The sequence below is a fragment of the Helicobacter winghamensis ATCC BAA-430 genome (assembly GCF_028751035.1).
In the GTDB taxonomy this organism is placed as follows: domain Bacteria; phylum Campylobacterota; class Campylobacteria; order Campylobacterales; family Helicobacteraceae; genus Helicobacter_D; species Helicobacter_D winghamensis.
This window is the reverse complement of the sequence record NZ_CP063533.1, coordinates 501,455-519,481: the sequence shown is the minus strand read 5'-3', so window position 1 is coordinate 519,481 and position 18,027 is coordinate 501,455. Positions and strand designations below refer to the sequence as shown.

At 35.2% G+C, this 18,027-nt stretch carries 14 protein-coding genes; 12 read left to right on the top strand and 2 right to left on the bottom strand.

Going from position 1 to position 18,027, the window contains the following annotated elements; translation table 11 throughout:
• Positions 1 to 4 precede the first annotated feature (4 nt).
• The 11 genes from IP358_RS02725 (at position 5) to IP358_RS02675 (ending at position 13,621) form a co-directional block, all read left to right on the top strand.
• Positions 5 to 1,000 (top strand): rod shape-determining protein, encoded by a 996-nt coding sequence (locus tag IP358_RS02725; RefSeq protein WP_040498354.1) that lies wholly within the window; start codon positions 5 to 7, stop codon positions 998 to 1,000.
• 1 nt (position 1,001) lies between these two features.
• A complete protein-coding gene (locus tag IP358_RS02720) occupies positions 1,002 to 1,706 on the top strand; it encodes a polyphenol oxidase family protein (protein WP_006801809.1) in 705 nt (234 codons plus the stop codon).
• A 54-nt stretch (positions 1,707 to 1,760) separates the two neighbouring features.
• Complete coding sequence (locus IP358_RS02715; RefSeq protein ID WP_006801810.1) at positions 1,761 to 3,197, top strand: hypothetical protein; 1,437 nt, start codon at positions 1,761 to 1,763, stop codon at positions 3,195 to 3,197.
• A 65-nt stretch (positions 3,198 to 3,262) separates the two neighbouring features.
• The gene (hisC, locus tag IP358_RS02710; RefSeq protein WP_006801811.1) at positions 3,263 to 4,366 is read left to right on the top strand and encodes a histidinol-phosphate transaminase; all 1,104 of its coding nucleotides are present in this window, start codon (positions 3,263 to 3,265) and stop codon (positions 4,364 to 4,366) included.
• A gap of 10 nt (positions 4,367 to 4,376) precedes the next feature.
• Positions 4,377 to 6,095, top strand: coding sequence for a flagellar basal-body MS-ring/collar protein FliF (gene fliF / locus IP358_RS02705; RefSeq protein WP_006801812.1), 1,719 nt, complete (start codon positions 4,377 to 4,379; stop codon positions 6,093 to 6,095).
• The gene (fliG, locus tag IP358_RS02700; RefSeq protein WP_006801813.1) at positions 6,095 to 7,129 is read left to right on the top strand and encodes a flagellar motor switch protein FliG; all 1,035 of its coding nucleotides are present in this window, start codon (positions 6,095 to 6,097) and stop codon (positions 7,127 to 7,129) included. Before fliF ends, fliG begins: the two co-directional genes overlap by 1 nt.
• Positions 7,122 to 7,961: a flagellar assembly protein FliH gene (fliH, locus tag IP358_RS02695; RefSeq protein ID WP_006801814.1), complete on the top strand. Its 840-nt coding sequence runs from the start codon at positions 7,122 to 7,124 to the stop codon at positions 7,959 to 7,961. Before fliG ends, fliH begins: the two co-directional genes overlap by 8 nt.
• Entirely contained in the window at positions 7,961 to 9,823 is a 1,863-nt protein-coding gene (gene dxs / locus IP358_RS02690) for a 1-deoxy-D-xylulose-5-phosphate synthase (protein WP_006801815.1), read from the top strand. Before fliH ends, dxs begins: the two co-directional genes overlap by 1 nt.
• Before the next feature lie 9 nt (positions 9,824 to 9,832).
• A complete protein-coding gene (locus IP358_RS02685; protein WP_006801816.1) occupies positions 9,833 to 10,549 on the top strand; it encodes an MlaA family lipoprotein in 717 nt (238 codons plus the stop codon).
• The gene (locus IP358_RS02680) at positions 10,546 to 11,166 is read left to right on the top strand and encodes a Tgt2/MlaC family protein (protein ID WP_040498232.1); all 621 of its coding nucleotides are present in this window, start codon (positions 10,546 to 10,548) and stop codon (positions 11,164 to 11,166) included. Before IP358_RS02685 ends, IP358_RS02680 begins: the two co-directional genes overlap by 4 nt.
• A complete protein-coding gene (locus tag IP358_RS02675; RefSeq protein ID WP_248613340.1) occupies positions 11,141 to 13,621 on the top strand; it encodes an efflux RND transporter permease subunit in 2,481 nt (826 codons plus the stop codon). The genes IP358_RS02680 and IP358_RS02675 overlap by 26 nt, the downstream gene beginning before the upstream one ends.
• Here the strand turns inward: IP358_RS02675 and recJ are convergent.
• Positions 13,606 to 15,183: a single-stranded-DNA-specific exonuclease RecJ gene (gene recJ / locus IP358_RS02670; RefSeq protein WP_040498360.1), complete on the bottom strand. Its 1,578-nt coding sequence runs from the start codon at positions 15,181 to 15,183 to the stop codon at positions 13,606 to 13,608. The two genes, IP358_RS02675 and recJ, sit on opposite strands and share 16 nt — an antisense overlap.
• Positions 15,184 to 15,193: 10 nt before the next feature.
• Entirely contained in the window at positions 15,194 to 16,834 is a 1,641-nt protein-coding gene (locus IP358_RS02665; RefSeq protein ID WP_006801820.1) for a CTP synthase, read from the bottom strand.
• Positions 16,835 to 16,945: 111 nt separating this feature from the next.
• Between IP358_RS02665 and IP358_RS02660 the strand changes: the two genes are divergently transcribed.
• Positions 16,946 to 18,016 carry an ATP-binding protein gene (locus tag IP358_RS02660; RefSeq protein WP_006801821.1) on the top strand — a complete coding sequence of 357 codons (1,071 nt, stop codon included), beginning with the start codon at positions 16,946 to 16,948 and terminating at the stop codon, positions 18,014 to 18,016.
• Positions 18,017 to 18,027: the final 11 nt, after the last annotated feature.

The following is an 18,027-nucleotide window of genomic DNA, read 5'->3' as shown; positions in this document are numbered from 1 at the left end:
TTTAATGGCTTTATTTGACAGAAATGATATTGCAGTAGATTTAGGAACAGCAAATACCATCGTGCGCAACAATACTGATGAAGTGTTGTTTTGTGAGGCAACTTGTATTGCTTTAGAAACAAAATACAACAATGTGCGCACAATTGCTATTGGAGATAATGCTAAAAAAATGCTAGGTAGAGCTCCCCAAGAAATCTGTGTGATTAACCCTATCTCCAAGGGAGCAATTAGCGATTTTGAAACCACAAAAATCTTTATGCAAGCCTTAATTGATAAAGGCAGAACAAACTCCCTAGCACCCAGAGTTGGAATTAGTATTCCACAAAACCTAACACAAGTGGAACGCCACTCCCTTTATGAAGCTACAATGCTTGCAGGCGCAAAAGAAGTCTTATTAATAGAAGATCCCTTTAGCGCGAGTGTCGGAGCTGGACTTGATATTAGCACAGCGCGCGCAAAAATGGTTATTGACGCTGGGGGCGGACTTGTGGAAGCTAGCATTATCTCTTTAGGCGGACTTGTTACAAGTGCTTTCACAAAAGAAGCTGGGGATTTTATTGATTATGCAATTATTGAATTTTGTCGCCATAATAAAAGCATAGGTATTAGCAAAGATACAGCAGAAATGATTAAGCAGCGCATTAATGTATTCTCTGATAATCCTAGCGTTGCCATTGGTGCCAAAAATCTAGTCAATGGAATGCCTATTGCTTATGAATTACAACTTAATGATTTTAAAAATTTACTCTTAAATAGTATGGAAAAAATCAAACGCGTAATCTTAGAAGCAATCCATGAAGCTCCTCCGCAAATTGCACCTGATTTAATTGATGATGGAGCTGTCTTAACAGGTGGATTAGCCCTAATGCAAGGCTTAAAAGACTACTTACAAGAGGAATTAAAAATAACAATCAATCTCTCACCTAATCCATTATTAGACATTTCCAAAGGTGCGTGTAAAATTATGCAAAACTACGCAGATTATAATCAAGAGTTATAATTTGGATTCCAACTTTTTAAGCGTGCAAAAAACACAAATCCAAACACCAAGTGGATTGTATGCATTCTTAAGCCACTCTCCACTAAATATCGCCTTTCACGCTGGCAATGATTGCAAAGAAAATGTTTTAAAAAACAGAAGTGCCATAATCTCGCCTTTTCAATTAAAAAATCTAGCCTATCTTAACCAAATCCACGGGAATACTATTATAGAGGCAAAATCTGGAGAACTGTTAGGCGATGGAGATGGAATCTTAATCACACAAAAAGGCATAATAGGTATGGTTATGGTGGCAGATTGCAATCCTATCTTGCTTTATGACACTAAAAAGGGGATTTTACTACTACTTCATTGCGGGCGTGTTGGCTTACAAAAGGGCATCTTAATAAATGCGCTAGAACTCTTACAAAAGCGATTTCATAGTTGTTTAGATGAACTCTTTGTGTATATTGGACCTTCTATTAGAAAATGCTGCTATGAAGTTAGAGAAGATATTTTTAGCAGCGAAATTTTAGAAAAAGGCAGAATTTTACGCAATGGTAGGCTTTATTTGGACTTAATTGCTGGGATTAAAGCACAATTGGAATCGCATTTGATAAATCACTACACAATCGCTCCACAATGCACTTGCTGTGATTCTAGCTTTTTTTCTTATCGGCGCGATTTAAATTGTGGGCGCTTTGCTCTTTTTGCATATTTGGTATAATACAGCCTTACGAAAATATTTAATTTAATGTTTGGCAATTGCAAGGGTTAAAGAATGATTGGTTATTTAATCGGACTAAATGCGCAAGCAAAACGCGGTTTGATTGAACAAGCACATAACAAACGACGCTTTGAGTTTGATTTAAGCGTTTGGGACGCGGATTTAAAAGAAATCTCCCCAAATTTAGAAGTGGAATTTGAACTTAGCGATGACAAAACACGCGTTAATGTCGTGCGTCCTAAAAAAAATCCTAATCAAGCCTTTGTAATCCGTCAAACGCGTAGCATTAAGGATTGTATTTATGATCATTTTGGTGGCGTTGAAAATCTAATTAAACGCTACGAAAAAGATATTAATTCCAAAAAAGACTTAGATTTTTTGCGCATTAAACGCTTTTTATTTACTGCTTATAATGACCTTTTTGAGTTAGATAGCACCATTTCAAACACCGCTTTAACAAACCTAAAGTCAGAACTTGGCGCATTAGATAGAGAGTATGAATCCTTTATTAAAAAGGCTTCCTATCCCCCACAATATTCTTATGAAAAAATCTTTCTAGCACGCCAAATAGAATTTGTAAAAATGGAAGAGCTTATTGAAAGCACACAATCTATTATCAAAAGTGCTACAATCCAACAAGCGGCTCTAGGAACAACACTAAAAGCTATGGAAGATCAATTTGCAAAACGCAGCGATACCCGTAGTGCTGCTTATGCACAAGCCCTAAGCAATCTCAAAAAGCTCCGCAAACGCTATGTAGATTTACTCCACTATCTCTCAGAACAAAAAGACAAGCTTGCAAAAGCTTCCAAAGCAAGAGATGAATTTTCTGAAAAATTTTTTGAAGAATTTCTAAAAGGTTATCTTCCTTTAACAAATGCCCTAAAACAAGATTTTATTAAACTTCTAAACGCAAAGGCTTATGATTTAGATACACTTCTTTGGCAAAGGGCAAAGCGAAGTTTAAGCGTGCGAAGATTTTTTATTAAGGCTGGAATCACTGGAACTTATAGCTCAAAAACATTTTTAAAATATTTTTTGCACAGCCTAGATAAAAGCAAAATCCGTAATGAAACCAAAAAACTTTTTGATCTTTTAAAATACCTTGAAGCATTTTCTAGAAAAAACATTCTTCTAATCCAAAATTCCAAAGATGATAGCAAGCGTTATAAGGAATATTTAAAAAATTTTGATAGTGATTTACAAATCACAACTTCCAATGATCCTCATAATCACTTAAGTATTTCTAATCCCATAGATTACCATGTTATTGTTATGGAATGGGAAGTGTGCGAGATGAATCTCTTAAGTTTTATGCAAAAATACACTGAACTCTTTAGCGAGAGTGTCTGCACGCCAAAATTTTGCGCCATTATGCCTAAAAACGCTAGCAGTTTAATTCTTACAGAAATTAGGGAAAAAGGCGTGGATTACTATGTTACACAAGGTAATATAGATCAATTTATAGATATGATGCGTATGATTTTATAGTTTTTATGTTTTTAGACTAATTTTTTGCTACAATAGCAGATTATTTTTTGTTGGGGTTTTAAATAATGACTTTTAATACAGCTTTGGATTCCATTAAGACTTATGAGGCGGGGCTTCCTATTGAACTTGTAGTTAGAGAATATGGAATTAAGGAAAATGAAGTAGTTAAGCTTGCTTCAAATGAAAATCCACTAGGGGCTAGCAAAAATGCAATTAATGCGATCATACAGGCAGCGCAAAATGCACATTTATACCCCGATGATTCTATGTATGCCCTAAAAGAAGGTTTGGCAAAACATTTTAATATTCCAAACAATACTCTAATAATCGGTGCTGGTAGCGATCAAATCATAGAATTTTGTATTCACGCCAAAGCAAATCATACAAGTAAAATTTTAATGGCAAAAACCACTTTTGCAATGTATGAAATCTACGCAAAAGCTGTTGGAGCTGAGATTATCCGCACGCCAAGCCACACACATAATTTACAAGAATTTTTAGAATGTTATAAGATACATAAACCAGCAGTTATATTCTTATGTATTCCCAATAACCCATTAGGGGAATGTTTAGGCTCAAAAGAAGTTTTTGATTTTTTGAAGCACATTGATTCTAATTGCCTAGTTATCATTGATGGTGCTTACCAAGAATACGCAAAAGCAAAAGATTCCAACAAAGCACTTGATCCTAAAGCTCTTATTGATACTTTTTCAAATGTGATTTATACAGGCACTTTTTCTAAAGCCTATGGATTAGGTGGAATGCGTATAGGATATGGAATCGCAAATGTAGAAATTATCCAAGCACTTTCAAAACTTCGCCCACCTTTTAACATTACCACACCATCTCTTGCAGCAGCCATTGCCGCCCTTAAAGATGAAGAGCATATTCAAAAAAGTATGCAAAATAATTTAGAACAAATGCCATTATTTGAAGATTTTGCTAAACAAAATAGTTTTAACTTTACTCCAAGTTACACAAATTTCATTACCTATTATTTTGAAACACCGCTAGATTCCAAAGAAATTTCAGAGCATTTATTTAAAAAAGGAATGATTGTTAGAAATCTAACAAGCTATGGCTTAAATGCGATTAGAATCACTATTGGCACTCCAAAGCAAAATGAAAAATTTTTCACACTTTTTAATACATATCTTAAGAAAAAGTAGGCACTAGACTTTGGATTTAAAAGCACTTTTTGAACAAATTAGAAACCTTTATAAAAAACTAAACAAAAAACAAAAAATCGTTATTTTAGCGACAATTGTTGTTGTAGTAGGCTTCATCTCTGCGCTTATTGTGTGGAATTCTACCAGCAATAAAACAGGAATTTTATATCCAGGTTATGCGGTTTTATTTGAAGGGGTTAGCCCAGAAGATGGTGCTTTAATTATCCAACAACTCCAACAAGATAAAATTCCTTATAAAATCCCAAAAGATAACACTATTTTAATTCCGCAAGAATTTGTTTATGAAGAAAGAATGAAGCTTGCAAGCAATGGAATCCCAAAAAGTAGCAAAATTGGCTTTGAAATTTTTGATACAAAAGATTTTGGCGCAACAGATTTTGACCAGCGCATTAAATATTTACGCGCAATTGAAGGAGAACTTGCACGCACCATTGAGAGCTTAGCTCCTATTCAAAAAGCAACCGTTCATTTAGCCCAGCCTGAAAAAACCGTCTTTATTAGCGAACAAACACCACCCACAGCATCTGTTGTGCTTGTTTTTAAACCTGCACAAACTCTAACGCCTAAGCAAATTTCAGGAATTAAAAATATTGTTTCTTCCGCTGTGCCAAACCTAACCATTCAAAATGTTGAAGTCGTTAATGAAAAAGGTGAGCCCCTAAGTGAGCTTGATGAGCTTGGAGGTGCTAGAGAACTAGCTGTGGCACAACTCCGCTATAAAACAGATTTTGAACACGCTCTAGAAGAAAAGATTGTTAATATCCTGTCTCCTATTGCAGGGGGAAGAGAAGGTGTTGTAGCAAAAGTTACTGCAGAATTTGACTTCGCTCAAAAAGAAAGCACACAAGAATATTATGATCCCAACAATGTTGTGCGTAGCATTCAAGACTTAGAAGAAAAACGCGAAGGATTCCGTCCTAAAGAAATTGGTGGAGTTCCGGGGGTTGTAAGCAACATAGGTCCTGTTCAAGGATTAGAAGATGACAACACAAAAGAAAAATATGAAAAAACTCAAAATACAACAAATTTTGAAATCAGTAAAACTATTTCAAACATAAAAGGAGAATTTGCTACAATCCGCAGATTATCTGCCGCTGTTGTTGTAGATGGTCGCTATGAGAAAGAGCTTAATGAAGAAGGTGTTGAACAACTTAAATATATTGCACTTAATGAAGAAGATATGACAAAAATCTCCGCTCTTGTGCGTCAAGCAATCGGATACAATAATCAAAGAGGAGATGAAGTGTCTGTAAGCAACTTTCAACTAAATGGACAACTCTCTGGCTTTAAAGCGCGCACCCCATTAGAGCGTTTCTTGGAGGCTTCTGCAAAGCTTTTAGAACCTTTTATGCCACTGCTTAAATATGTACTTGTAGGAATTATTCTATTCTTCTTTTATAAAAAGGTTATTGTTCCATTTAGTGAAAGAATGCTTGAAGCAAAAGCTGATGAAGAAGAAGAATTGGAATCACTTATTAAGATTGATGAAGATGAAGAAGAAAATAGTGACCGCTTAAATGAAATGCGTCGCAGAATTGAAGATCAACTTGGCTTTGGAAATGGCGGAAATGAAGATGAAATCAAGTATAATGTGCTTTTAGAAAAAATTAAAGAGCTCACAATGGAAAAACCAGCCGAGCTTGCAAACTTATTCCAGACGCTAGTGCATGATGAACTAGGAATTGACAATATAGGAGGAAAACGCTAATGCCTTCCATTTCATTAAGCCCTCGCCAACAATCACAATATGATGAACTCTCAATGGCAGAAAAAATTGCCATTTTACTTGTGCAATTAGGCGATGAACTCACAGGAGAAATTTTTTCCCATCTTGATTTAGATTCCATTACAGAAATCTCTAAATACATTGCACAAAATTCCGGCGTTGATAAGGTGATTGCTGCGGCAATTTTAGAAGAATTTTATGCAATTTTTCAATCCAATCAATATATCTCTACAGGCGGTTTTGAATACGCTAAAGAATTGCTTTATCGCACACTTGGACCAGAAGCTGCTAAAAAGGTTTTAGACAAGCTTGCAAAATCTATGCAATCTTCCCAAAACTTTGCATATCTCTCACGCGTCCGCCCACAACAGCTCTCAGATTTTATTATCCACGAGCACCCACAAACCATCGCGCTTATCCTAGCACATATGGATCCCACAAATGCAGCAGAAACGCTAAATTTCTTTTCAGATGATTTGCGTGCCGAGATTGCGATCCGTATGGCAAACTTAGGGGATATTTCACCAAATGTTGTAAAGCGCGTATCAACCGTGCTAGAAAATAAATTAGAATCACTCACAAGTTATAAAGTTGAAGTGGGTGGAATTCGTGCTGTTGCAGAAGTCTTTAATCGACTAGGACAAAAAGCAGCAAAAGCTACTATTGCCTACATTGAACAGATTGACGATCAACTTGCTGTTGCCATTAAAGAAATGATGTTTACCTTTGAAGATATTGAAAAACTTGACAATAATGCAATTAGAGAGATCTTGAAAATCATTGACAAAAAAGATTTAATTCTAGCGCTCAAAGCATCTCCAGAAGAATTGAAGCAAAAGTTTATGTCTAATATGTCCCAAAGGGCAGGAGAACAATTTTTAGAGGAAATGCAATTCTTAGGTGCAGTGAAGGTTAAAGATGTAGAAGCTGCACAACGCAGAATCGTAGAAACCGTTCAATCACTCTCTGAGCAGGGCATTATCCAAATTGGAGAACAAGAGGATACCATTGAATAATATTAGCGAACACGAAAATATCATCACAGAACAACATAAGAATCGGCACGATATTAAAAAATACAATTTTCGCAATATGGAAATTGCTCCAAAGGCGGAATCCCAACCTAATATGGAATCTAGTATCCAAGAAGAAACACCCAAACCACAACCTACAATGCAAATTGTAGAAACCCCGCAACCACCGATTGAACAAAGCATTGATGCACCAGCGCTCAAACTATTTGAAACAGAAGTTGTAGATAAAATTCTACAAAAAAGTGATGTGCTTGCAGAATCTCTACAAAAACTCCAAGAACAATTTGATAAACAAGAAAAAGAAATTAATGAAAAAGTATCTCTTGCGAGAAATGAAGCAAAAGAGCAAGGCTACAATGAAGGCTACCAAAAAGCAAAACAAGAGCTTGAAGCGCAAATTAATAGCCAAAAAGAACTTTATGCTCTAAGTATTCAACGCATAGATACAAATATTTTGGAATCTAAAAATCATATTTTAACTTTAGAAAAAGAATTAAGCTCCATAGCCCTTGATATTGCAAAAGAAGTTATTACTGCTGAAATCAACACAAACAGCGCAAAAATTGCATCAGCACTTGCAAGAACACTTTTACAAGATATAGCACAGAATACACAAGTTACACTTAAAGTTTTCCCCGGAGATTTAGAAGAACTTAAAGAGTCTTTAAAAGATTTAAACAATGTTCATCTTGAAGCAGACCCAGCTATTGCTAAAGGTGGAGTCGTCATTTTAAGCAATGAAGGCAATATTGATGGCAATATCTTTATGCGCTTTGAAACTCTAAAAAAATCTATTTTGGAGAATAAATCCTAATGCCACTTGATCCAAAATATCTAGAAATTCTACACAAAGATGTATTTAGCGAAGAGGATTATGCCGCCTTAAACACGCTAGCACAGCTTATGCGTAAGAGAATTTTAGAAGTTGTTTCTAAAAATGGAGGACACCTTAGCTCAACACTTGGCGCAGTGGAGTTAATTATAGCAATGCATTGCGTATTTGATAATCCAAATGATCCTTTTATCTTTGATGTCAGCCATCAAGCTTATGCACATAAACTCTTAACAGGGCGTTGGGATTCCTTTGAAACATTACGGCAAAGTGATGGAATTAGTGGCTTTACAAAACCAAGCGAGAGCGTGCAAGATTACTTTATTGCTGGACATAGCTCTACCTCTATTTCACTTGGCGTTGGTGCCGCAAAGGCTTTCAACCTAAAGGGAAGCAAGCAGATTCCAGTGGCACTTATTGGAGATGGGGCAATGAGTGCAGGACTTGCCTATGAAGCATTAAATGAACTAGGAGATCGCAAATATCCAATGGTTATTATTCTTAATGATAATGAAATGAGCATTGCTGAACCCATTGGCGCAATTAGCAAATATCTCTCCCAAATTATTGCAGGAAAGTTTGTGCAAGGGATTAAAAATAAAATTGGAAGCGCAATTAATAAAATGCCAAATGCAACTTATATTGCAAAGCGTTTTGAAGAGTCTTTAAAGCTCATTACTCCAGGAATTTTATTTGAAGAATTAGGATTAGAATATATAGGACCTATTGATGGGCATAATCTCAAAGAAATCATAAATACCCTAAAGCTTGCCAAAAACACTCAAAAACCAATCGTTGTTCATGCGCAAACCCTAAAAGGCAAAGGCTACACTCCAGCTGAAGGACATTTAGAGCAATGGCACGGAGTTAGCCCATTTGACCCAGTAAAAGGTGAAGCACTTTTAAAAAGCAACTCAAAAACTCCAACTTCTGTTTTTGCAGAATCCTTGCTAGAGTTTGCAAAAACCGATTCCAATATTGTAGGAATTACAGCAGCAATGCCTAGTGGCACAGGCTTAGATAAACTTATAAAAGCCTATCCAAAACGCTTTTGGGATGTTGCCATTGCCGAACAGCACGCAACCACGCAAGCAAGCTCCCTAGCAAAAGAAGGCTTAAAGCCCTTTGTGGCGATTTATTCTACCTTTTTACAACGCGCTTTTGATCAGTTAATTCATGATGTTAGCATTATGAAAATGCCTGTGAAATTTGCTATTGATAGGGCTGGAATCGTAGGAGAAGACGGCGAAACACACCAAGGCGCATTTGATATTAGCTATTTAAATATGATTCCAAACTTCACTCTCTTTGCCCCTCGTGATTTAGCTACACTCTCTTTAGCAGTAGAATTTGCAAAAGATTATTCAAGCGGACCTTGTGCATTTCGTTACCCTAGAAAGGAGTTTTTACTCCAAGAAGGGATTTTTAATAAGACGCCCTTTAAATATGGAAAATTAGAAATTCTAAAAGAATGCAATACTGAAATTTTATTGCTAGGTTATGGCAATGGGGTTGGACGCGCGCATAAATGCTTATTGGAGCTAGAAAAACAAGGGATAAATGCTAGTTTAGTGGATTTGCGTTTTGCAAAACCTTTAGATAAAGAAGCCTTAAATACTCTTGCTAAAACTCACAGAAAATGGTTTATCTTTAGCGATAGTGCAAAAATAGGTGGTATTGGACAAATTCTAAGCGCATTTGCACAAGAAAACGCATTGCAAATCCACATCATTTCTTTTGAATTTGAAGATGCTTTTATTTCACATGGAAAAATAGAAAAAATTGAAGCAAAACTAGGACTTGATACACAAAGTCTTATTGCAAAAATCACACAATACATTTAGGGGTAATCAATGTTTAAAGGATTAATTTTAGGGATTTTATTGACTTTTAGCATCTCTGTTTATGCACAGGATTCCGCAGATTTCTTACAAGATTTTGAACAAGAATACAGCATAAAAAAATCAAATGATCCACTTTATGACTACAATCACTTTATACACAGAGTAAATTGGGGTTTTTATGATTATGCACTCAATCCACTACTAAACACTTATAACAAAGCTATTCCACTAGGCTATCGCTATGGAATTTATAATTTCTTTGAAAATCTTACTTCACCCTTGCGCTTTTTGGCACATTTACTTGCCTTTCAACCTAAAGAAGCAATGGATGAATTAGGGCGTTTTGCGCTCAATTCCTCTGCTGGAATTTTAGGGCTTTTTGATGTTGCCTCACAAAATGGGCTATATTCTCACAAAATTGATTTTGGAGTTACTTTTGGAAAATGGGGAATAGGCAGTGGAGCTTATCTTGTTTTGCCTATTTTAGGACCTAGTAGCATACGCGATACCATTGCAATACCCTTAAATGCATTAGCAAATCCAACTACTTATCTTAATCCAACAAGTCTTAGTGTGGCTAGCTCTGCATTTAAAGAGTTTAACTATATTGCATACCATAAAGATACAATTGATAGCTTACGACAAGGAGCAATTGGTGATGACTATATTTTAATGCGTGCTGCTTACTTTCAGCGTCGCAATGAACTTATCAAAGGAGATTTATGAAAACATTAACAAAACTTTTATTTGCTTGGATTTTTCTAATTAGTCTTAGTTTTAGCATAGAATTTGACAAAATTGATAGCACAATGAAAACAAACATTAACACAACTTTGCGTATCTTGCAAAAACTCCCAAAAACAACGCAAAACACACCAAAAGATGAAGCCAATATTCAACAAGTGGCAAATCAAATCTTTGTGCTTTTTGATCCAATATTTGATTATAATCTTATGAGCCAACTCGCGCTCTCACAATATTACAAAACCTTAACACCAGAACAATTTAAAGCCTTTCGTGAAAGCTTTGAAAGAAATCTCAAAAAAAACTTTACAGACAAACTCAAACTCTATAAAGATGAAAAAATGGAAGTTGTTGGAGGAGACCAGCCAAAAAGCAATCGCTACAATCTCAAAACTTCTCTTATTTTAGATGGCAAGGTAAATTACATTACCTTTAAATTCTATGATAATAAAAAAGATTGGAAAATTTATGATGTGGATATTCTAGGCGTTAGCGTAATCCAAACTTACCGCTCACAAATTAGCGATTTTTTAGCAAAGTCTGATTTCAATGCGCTTTTAGATGGTCTACAAAGTGAAATTTCTTTTGAAACAAAATAATATATTTAAATCTCAAAAACTTATAGGAAGCGCTTTCTCAAAACTTTTTGCACGCTTTTATAAAAAAATCCTGCATGCACCAAAACGCTTTTTATTTGTTTGCGTGGCTTTGTTTTTCATTTTTGGATTCTTTGCTTTAAAGCTTCCCATTGATGCAAGTTCTGATAGTTTGATTTTAGAAAATGATAAAGACTTTAAAACCTATGAATCTATTTTAAAAAACTACTCCGCTAAAGATTTTTTAATCCTTGCTTTTAGTCCAAAAAGTGGCGATATATTCTCACCTAGCTCACTAGAAACTTTAAAAAAACTCAATGCTGATTTAAATGCAATCCCACAAGTGCAAAATGTGTTAAGCATTCTAAATGCACCCTTGCTCAAAAGCATACCAAACTTAGACTTACAAGAAACACTCAAACTTAGCCCTACTTTACTTTCTGAAAAAATAGATTTAAATCTTGCCAAAAAAGAGATTCTAAATCACCCTTTTTTCTTGCAAAATTTAATCGCAAAGGATGCAAAAACTGCTGGAATTGTTATCACACTCAAAGATAGCCCCCACTTAGAAAATCTAAAAAATCTTAAAAATACAGCAACTTCAGAGTTTGAAAAAAAAGAAATTCAAACACTCATAACTCTGGAAAAAAAACGACTTCAAGCGCAAAACGATTCCACAATTCAAGCACTCAAAGCTTTGCAAAAGAAATATGAAGGTTTAGAAATTGGAGGGATTCCACTAATTGCTAGCGATATGATTGCCTATGTGAAGTCTGATTTGATCACCTATGGCACCACACTTAGCGTAATTTTAGCATTTATGCTTTGGATATTTTTTAGAAACTGGCAATTTGTAGCACTCACACTTGGAATCTGCTTTTTTACCCTTGTTCTAAGCAGTGGAATTTTTGCGGCACTTGGCTATCAAATCACAGTAGTTTCTTCTAATTATGTTTCACTTTTATTAATTATTAATGTTTCCTTAGTGGTACATTTAATTGTAGCATATTTAGAGTTTTATGAAAAATTCCCAAATGCCACACAAAAAAGTCTGTTATATGCCACTTTAATTAGCAAACAAGCTCCGAGTTTTTTTGCAGTGCTTACCACAATGATTGGCTTTTTAAGTCTTGTATATTCTAATATTTTGCCCATTATTCATTTAGGAATTGTGATGAGTTTAGGCGTAAGCGTAGCATTAATTTTCACTTTTATACTCTTTGCTAGTGTTTTAGCCTTAATTCCTAAGCCTAAAAAAATTGCAAAACTCTCAACAATCCAAGAATCTCTTTTACACTTGTGTGCAAATCTTGCAATAAAAAAATCAAAAACAATCTACACTATTTCCTTGCTTTGTATAGCTTTTAGCCTATATGGAATCCAAAATTTAAAAGTGGAAAATAGTTTTGTAAATTATTTCAAAGACTCTAGCGCAATCAAACAAGGGCTTTTAAAAATTGATCAGGAATTGGGCGGAACAGTGCCTTTAGAAATCCTTGTAACTTTTATTAATACAGATAAAAAAGATTCCACAAATTCTTTTGAATCAGAATTTGAAGCAGAATTTACCGCTTTAGAATCCCAAGATGCTTATTGGTTTGACAGCCAAAAGCTCCGCATTGCAAAAAGTGTGCATAGCTACTTACAAACTAACCCATATATCGGATCAATCTTAAGCTTGCATAGCCTATCAATGCTTTTAGATAATCTGGGTATTGGCGCAGATGACTTTACTATTGCCTTTTTATATAAAAATGTCTCCCCAGATCTAAAAGCCCAACTTTTCACACCTTATGCAAACATACAAGAAAATCAACTCCGCTTTTCTCTCCGCACTTTTGATTCTAATCCAAACTTAGAACGCAACGCTTTTATCACGCAAATCAAAGCTGACTTACAAGAACTCTTAAAAAATGAAAATGTCAAGTTAGAAGTTAATGGCGCAATGGTGCTTTATAACAATCTCCTTCAAAATCTAATTGCATCACAAGTAGATACTCTAAGTTTTGTTATTGGTATGATTTTTCTAGTTTTTATTTTAATTTTTAGAAGTTTTAAGCTTGCCATAATTGCTCTCTTGACAAATTTGATTCCTTTAGGAACAATCTTTGGAATCTTAGGAATAAGTGGGATTCCACTAGATTTAATGGGGGTAACAATTGCCGCCATTGCGCTAGGAATTGGAGTAGATGATGTGATTCACTATATCCATCGCTTTATGGCTGAATTTAAAATCCATCCTTTAGAGCAAGCACTTCTAAACTCCCATAGCTCTATTGGAAATGCAATGTATTACACAACTTTGATCATCGTTGTAGGATTTTGTATGATGATGACTAGCAATTTTATCCCAACGATTTACTTTGGATTCCTAACCACTCTTGTTATGCTTCTAATGCTTGCAAGTGCGCTTATTTTACTCCCAGCGCTCTTATATAGCTTTTACAAAAAAGCATAATGCTCTAAATGCAACACTACATCTTGCCTGTAATTGTCCCATTGCAAATAATATAAACAGGCAATCTCTCTATCTTGTGCCTCTCTTAAATCTTTATTAAATACCACTGCTTCACATTTGGTTATGCCTTCTTTTAAAATTATTCTACTATGTTTTTCACCAAAATATCGCACATTTACAATCTTAGCCTTTGTATAAAACTTTGGAATCGCATTTGCACAGCCAAAAGGCTCGAAACTCTGTATCATCGCAAAAAACTCTTTTCCCACAACACTAAGCGGCAAATACCCTAAAGCTTCAGAAAAATTAGACTCCATTCTTTCTTGTTTATAATTAAAGCACATTAACGCTTTCTTAAAAGCCTCCAAGGATTCTTTCTTTAAGCTTAATCCAGCTGCTCCAAAATGCCCACCAAATGCTACTAAATGCTCTCTTGTGCTTTCTAGAACCTCCATACAATCTGTATAACTAGAACGCATACTTCCTTTTAAGATTCCATTCTTTTGAGACAAAACAATGCAGGGCTTACAAAACTCTTCACTCAAACGCGCTGCGATAATTCCAACAATCCCTTCGTGCCAGCTAGGGCTATAAACTAAAATCACAGGGAGTTTTTGATAATTTTTCTGCTTACAAAACGACTCTTTAGCTTCTGTATAAATTATATTTTGTAACTCTTTGCGCTCTGTATTAATACTCAAAAGCTTCTCTAATAACTTTTTAGAATCCACCTTATCTTCTGTAATCAAAAAACGATAAGCAAGCATTGCGCTATCCATTCTCCCAGCACAATTTAGCAATGGCGCAATATAATAGCTAATAAGTTGCCCATCAATTTTATATTTACAAAACCGCTCTTTTAAGTGTATAAATGCCGTTCTTTGACTGCTCTTTAAAACTTCCAATCCCTTTTTTAAAAGCACACGATTCATTCCAAGTAAGGGCATAACATCACTTACAATCGCTAAAGCAAGCAAATCTAGGAAATCTCCCATCGCCACATCAATACCCATCACTTGTTTTAGAGCTGCACACAAATACCACGCCACACAAGCTCCGCAAATTTCAGGCTCTGGGAAATCTTTAGACAACTTTGGATTACAAATTAACGCATTTGGTAAAATCTCTTGGGGGGTATGGTGATCTGTAATTAATAACTCAATCCCTCTATTTTTGCAAATCTCAGCTGCTTCAATGGCATTAATCCCGTTGTCCACTGTGATGATTACATCACAATCTAACCGCGAGATCACGGACTTTGAAAGCCCGTAGCCATCGCTAAAGCGATTTGGAATCTCAACTAAAATAGGATATTGTAATTTCTTAAAAAATGCGTGCAAAATTGCACAAGAAACAACCCCATCAACATCATAATCTCCCACAACAACAATGCGCTTTTTCGTATCTATCGCCAGCTTTATACGCCCTGCTATCTCTAGTAAATTCTTTAATTTTTCAGGCTTTGGCAAATCTTTTAAAGACTTAATCTCTTCTTTATCAAAACGCTGTTTTAAAAGCGATTCCACTTCCCTAAAATCAAGTTTTTTAAAATGCGGAATCATAAAAAAATATTTAATTTCGTGCAAATTCAAGAGATTGTTTGATAAACTCTAAAATTACACAATTTGGAGCTTGCAATCTTGAAGTAAATTCTGGGTGAAATTGAACTGCCACAAACCACGGATGATTTTCAAGCTCTACTGCTTCAATTAGCCCATTACTCTCCCCACTTACTACCATTCCATTAGTTTCTAACCTTTCTCTGTATTTTGGATTTGCTTCATAGCGGTGGCGATGGCGTTCTTTGATTACTTTTTGCCCTTGATATGCAGCTTGCAGCTTGCTGTTTTCTTTAGTTTGGCATTCATACTCACCAAGCCGCATAGTTCCGCCCATAGGCGAAGTATGTGTGCGGACTTGCTGATTTCCTGCTTGATCTATGAAATTTTCTATCAGATAAATTGCTGGCTCTTTTGTTGCAGGATTAAACTCCATAGAATCTGCATCTTTTATCCCTAAAACATTGCGACAATACTCCAAGATTGCTAGTTGCATTCCAAGACAAATCCCCAAAAATGGAATTTTATTTTCTCTAGCAAAAGTAATTGCGCGCATTTTTCCATTAATCCCCCGCTCTCCAAATCCTCCTGGAACTAGGATTCCATCTACATATTTTAACTGCTCTAACGCTTCTTCATTTTTCTCTAGCTCTTCGCTATCAATCCATTGAATATCTACCTTTGTATCCAAGTTTGCTCCGGCGTGGATTAAGGCTTCAATGAGCGATTTATAAGATTCTTTTAAACTTAAATATTTTCCTACAAAGGCGATTTTGACTTCATTTTGTGGTGCTAAAATCTGCTTAACTAGCAAATCCCATTCTTTCATATCTGGGCTAAATTCAGGAAGCTTTAAAAATCTAGCAATCGGCACCAAAACGCCCTCTTTTAAAAAATTAAGTGGCATTTGATAAATACTCTTTGCATCTTGTGCCATAATCACGCAATCATAATCCACATCGCAACTCATAGAAAGCTTGCTTTTGAGCTCTTTTGGAATCTCTTTTTCAGTGCGTGCGATAATAATTTGTGGCGTGATTCCTATACGCCTTAGCTCTTGCACACTATGTTGTGTAGGCTTTGTCTTTAGCTCTCCTGCTGCACGGATTAGTGGAATAAGTGTTACATGCAGGCTTATCACTCTCTCCATTCCATATTCGTGTTTCATCTCGCGCATTGCTTCTAAAAAAGGCAAACCCTCAATATCACCAACCGTTCCTCCAAGCTCCACTACTAAAATCTCATTTTCTTCCCCTGCAAGGCGGATTCTACGCTTTATCTCATCAACAATATGCGGTATAACTTGGATTGTTTTACCTAGATACCCACCTTTGCGCTCCCTATCTATTACACTTAGATACACCTGCCCTGTTGTGAAATTATTTTTTGAAGAGAAATTCATATTCAAAAATCTCTCATAATGCCCTATGTCTAAATCCGTCTCTGCTCCATCGTGTGTTACAAACACTTCGCCGTGTTCTAGCGGACTCATTGTGCCGGGATCTACATTGATATAAGGATCTATTTTTAAGATTCCAACTTTAAAGCCAGAATGCTTTAAAAGTGTTGCAATAGATGATGAAGTAATTCCCTTACCCAAAGAGCTTAACACACCGCCTGTTACAAAAATATATTTCGTTTCAATTTTAGACATTACAAACCTCGCAATTAAAAACGCAAATTATACTTTTAGACAACTTCATTTTTGCTTTTTATTGCATTTAGAATCTTGTTATAATAAACAAAATTTAGCTAAAGGCATACAATGCTTGAAAAAATCTTAGAATCCTATCCTAAATTAAATTTACGATTCCACAGACAAGTTATTCTAAAGCTTCAAAACAACACTTGCATTTATGGTGCAAATGGAATAGGCAAAACAGACTTTGTGCTACACTACTTCAATCAACCACATTTTAGCGCATTGAAAAAACTCTACATTGACTGCAATGACACGCGCTTAAATCCACTAAAGGATTTAGAAAATATTCAACAATTTTTAAAAGAAAAAAATATTTCTATTTTGATTTTGGATAATTACACTCCCTTAATTCCACTTGATTTTAAACTTTCTTTTTTAATTGTAATCTCTAGCACCCCTTTACAAGGATTTCACAATCTCAAAATGCCCCCCATTACCTTTGCAGAATTTCTAGCAATGCGCAAAATCCCACAAGAAGAAGCCCTAACGCAATATTTAAAATTTGGCAATTTATTTGAACAATTAAATGAGCAAAAAAAGGGAGAGTTTTTAAAACTACTCGCTTCTAGTCCAACAGATTTTTGGATATTACGGAATCTCATTTTACATTTAGGGCAAAAGGTAACGCCTTATTATGTATATTCTAAGCTCAAAAAAGAAGGTAAGCTCTCAAAAGACAGATTCTACACTTATGCGCAAACCTTAGAAAAAGGCGGAATCTTATTTTGGCTAGAGAAGTTTGAACACGCTTCAGCTCCTAAAAAACTTTATTTTTGGGATTTTACTTTAAAAAACGCAGTCTCATTTGAACGCAACTTTAACCTACTTTTTGAAAATATGGTGTTTTTAGAATTACTTTACCATTTTAAGCTAAAGTTTTTTTACACTGATAAGCTTGATTTTTACATTCCTTCTTTATCGCTTGGAATCCTTTGTGCGCCTTTCACACAAACGCTAGAAATGCGCTTAAATAAACTTGGCAAAGAAAGGGAATTTTGCGATTTTTTATTAATCCTTTCTTTAAATGAAAGCAAACAAGGTGAGCATTTAGGTATGCCTTATTTTATTATTCCCTTTGTAGAGTTTGCAAAAAGTAGTGTTTTAGATTCCAATCTTTTAAATTTCAATTTGTAGTTTATCCAAAA

Bases quoted from the DNA above. Each gene is read 5' to 3' on its own strand.
- IP358_RS02660 (WP_006801821.1), top strand. From the start codon at position 16,946: ATGCTTGAAAAAATCTTAGAATCCTATCCTAAATTAAATTTACGATTC.
- IP358_RS02680 (WP_040498232.1), top strand. From the start codon at position 10,546: ATGAAAACATTAACAAAACTTTTATTTGCTTGGATTTTTCTAATTAGT.
- fliG (WP_006801813.1), top strand. From the start codon at position 6,095: ATGCCTTCCATTTCATTAAGCCCTCGCCAACAATCACAATATGATGAA.
- recJ (WP_040498360.1), bottom strand. From the start codon at position 15,183: ATGATTCCGCATTTTAAAAAACTTGATTTTAGGGAAGTGGAATCGCTT.
- IP358_RS02665 (WP_006801820.1), bottom strand. From the start codon at position 16,834: ATGTCTAAAATTGAAACGAAATATATTTTTGTAACAGGCGGTGTGTTA.
- IP358_RS02725 (WP_040498354.1), top strand. From the start codon at position 5: ATGGCTTTATTTGACAGAAATGATATTGCAGTAGATTTAGGAACAGCA.
- IP358_RS02685 (WP_006801816.1), top strand. From the start codon at position 9,833: ATGTTTAAAGGATTAATTTTAGGGATTTTATTGACTTTTAGCATCTCT.
- dxs (WP_006801815.1), top strand. From the start codon at position 7,961: ATGCCACTTGATCCAAAATATCTAGAAATTCTACACAAAGATGTATTT.
- hisC (WP_006801811.1), top strand. From the start codon at position 3,263: ATGACTTTTAATACAGCTTTGGATTCCATTAAGACTTATGAGGCGGGG.
- IP358_RS02715 (WP_006801810.1), top strand. From the start codon at position 1,761: ATGATTGGTTATTTAATCGGACTAAATGCGCAAGCAAAACGCGGTTTG.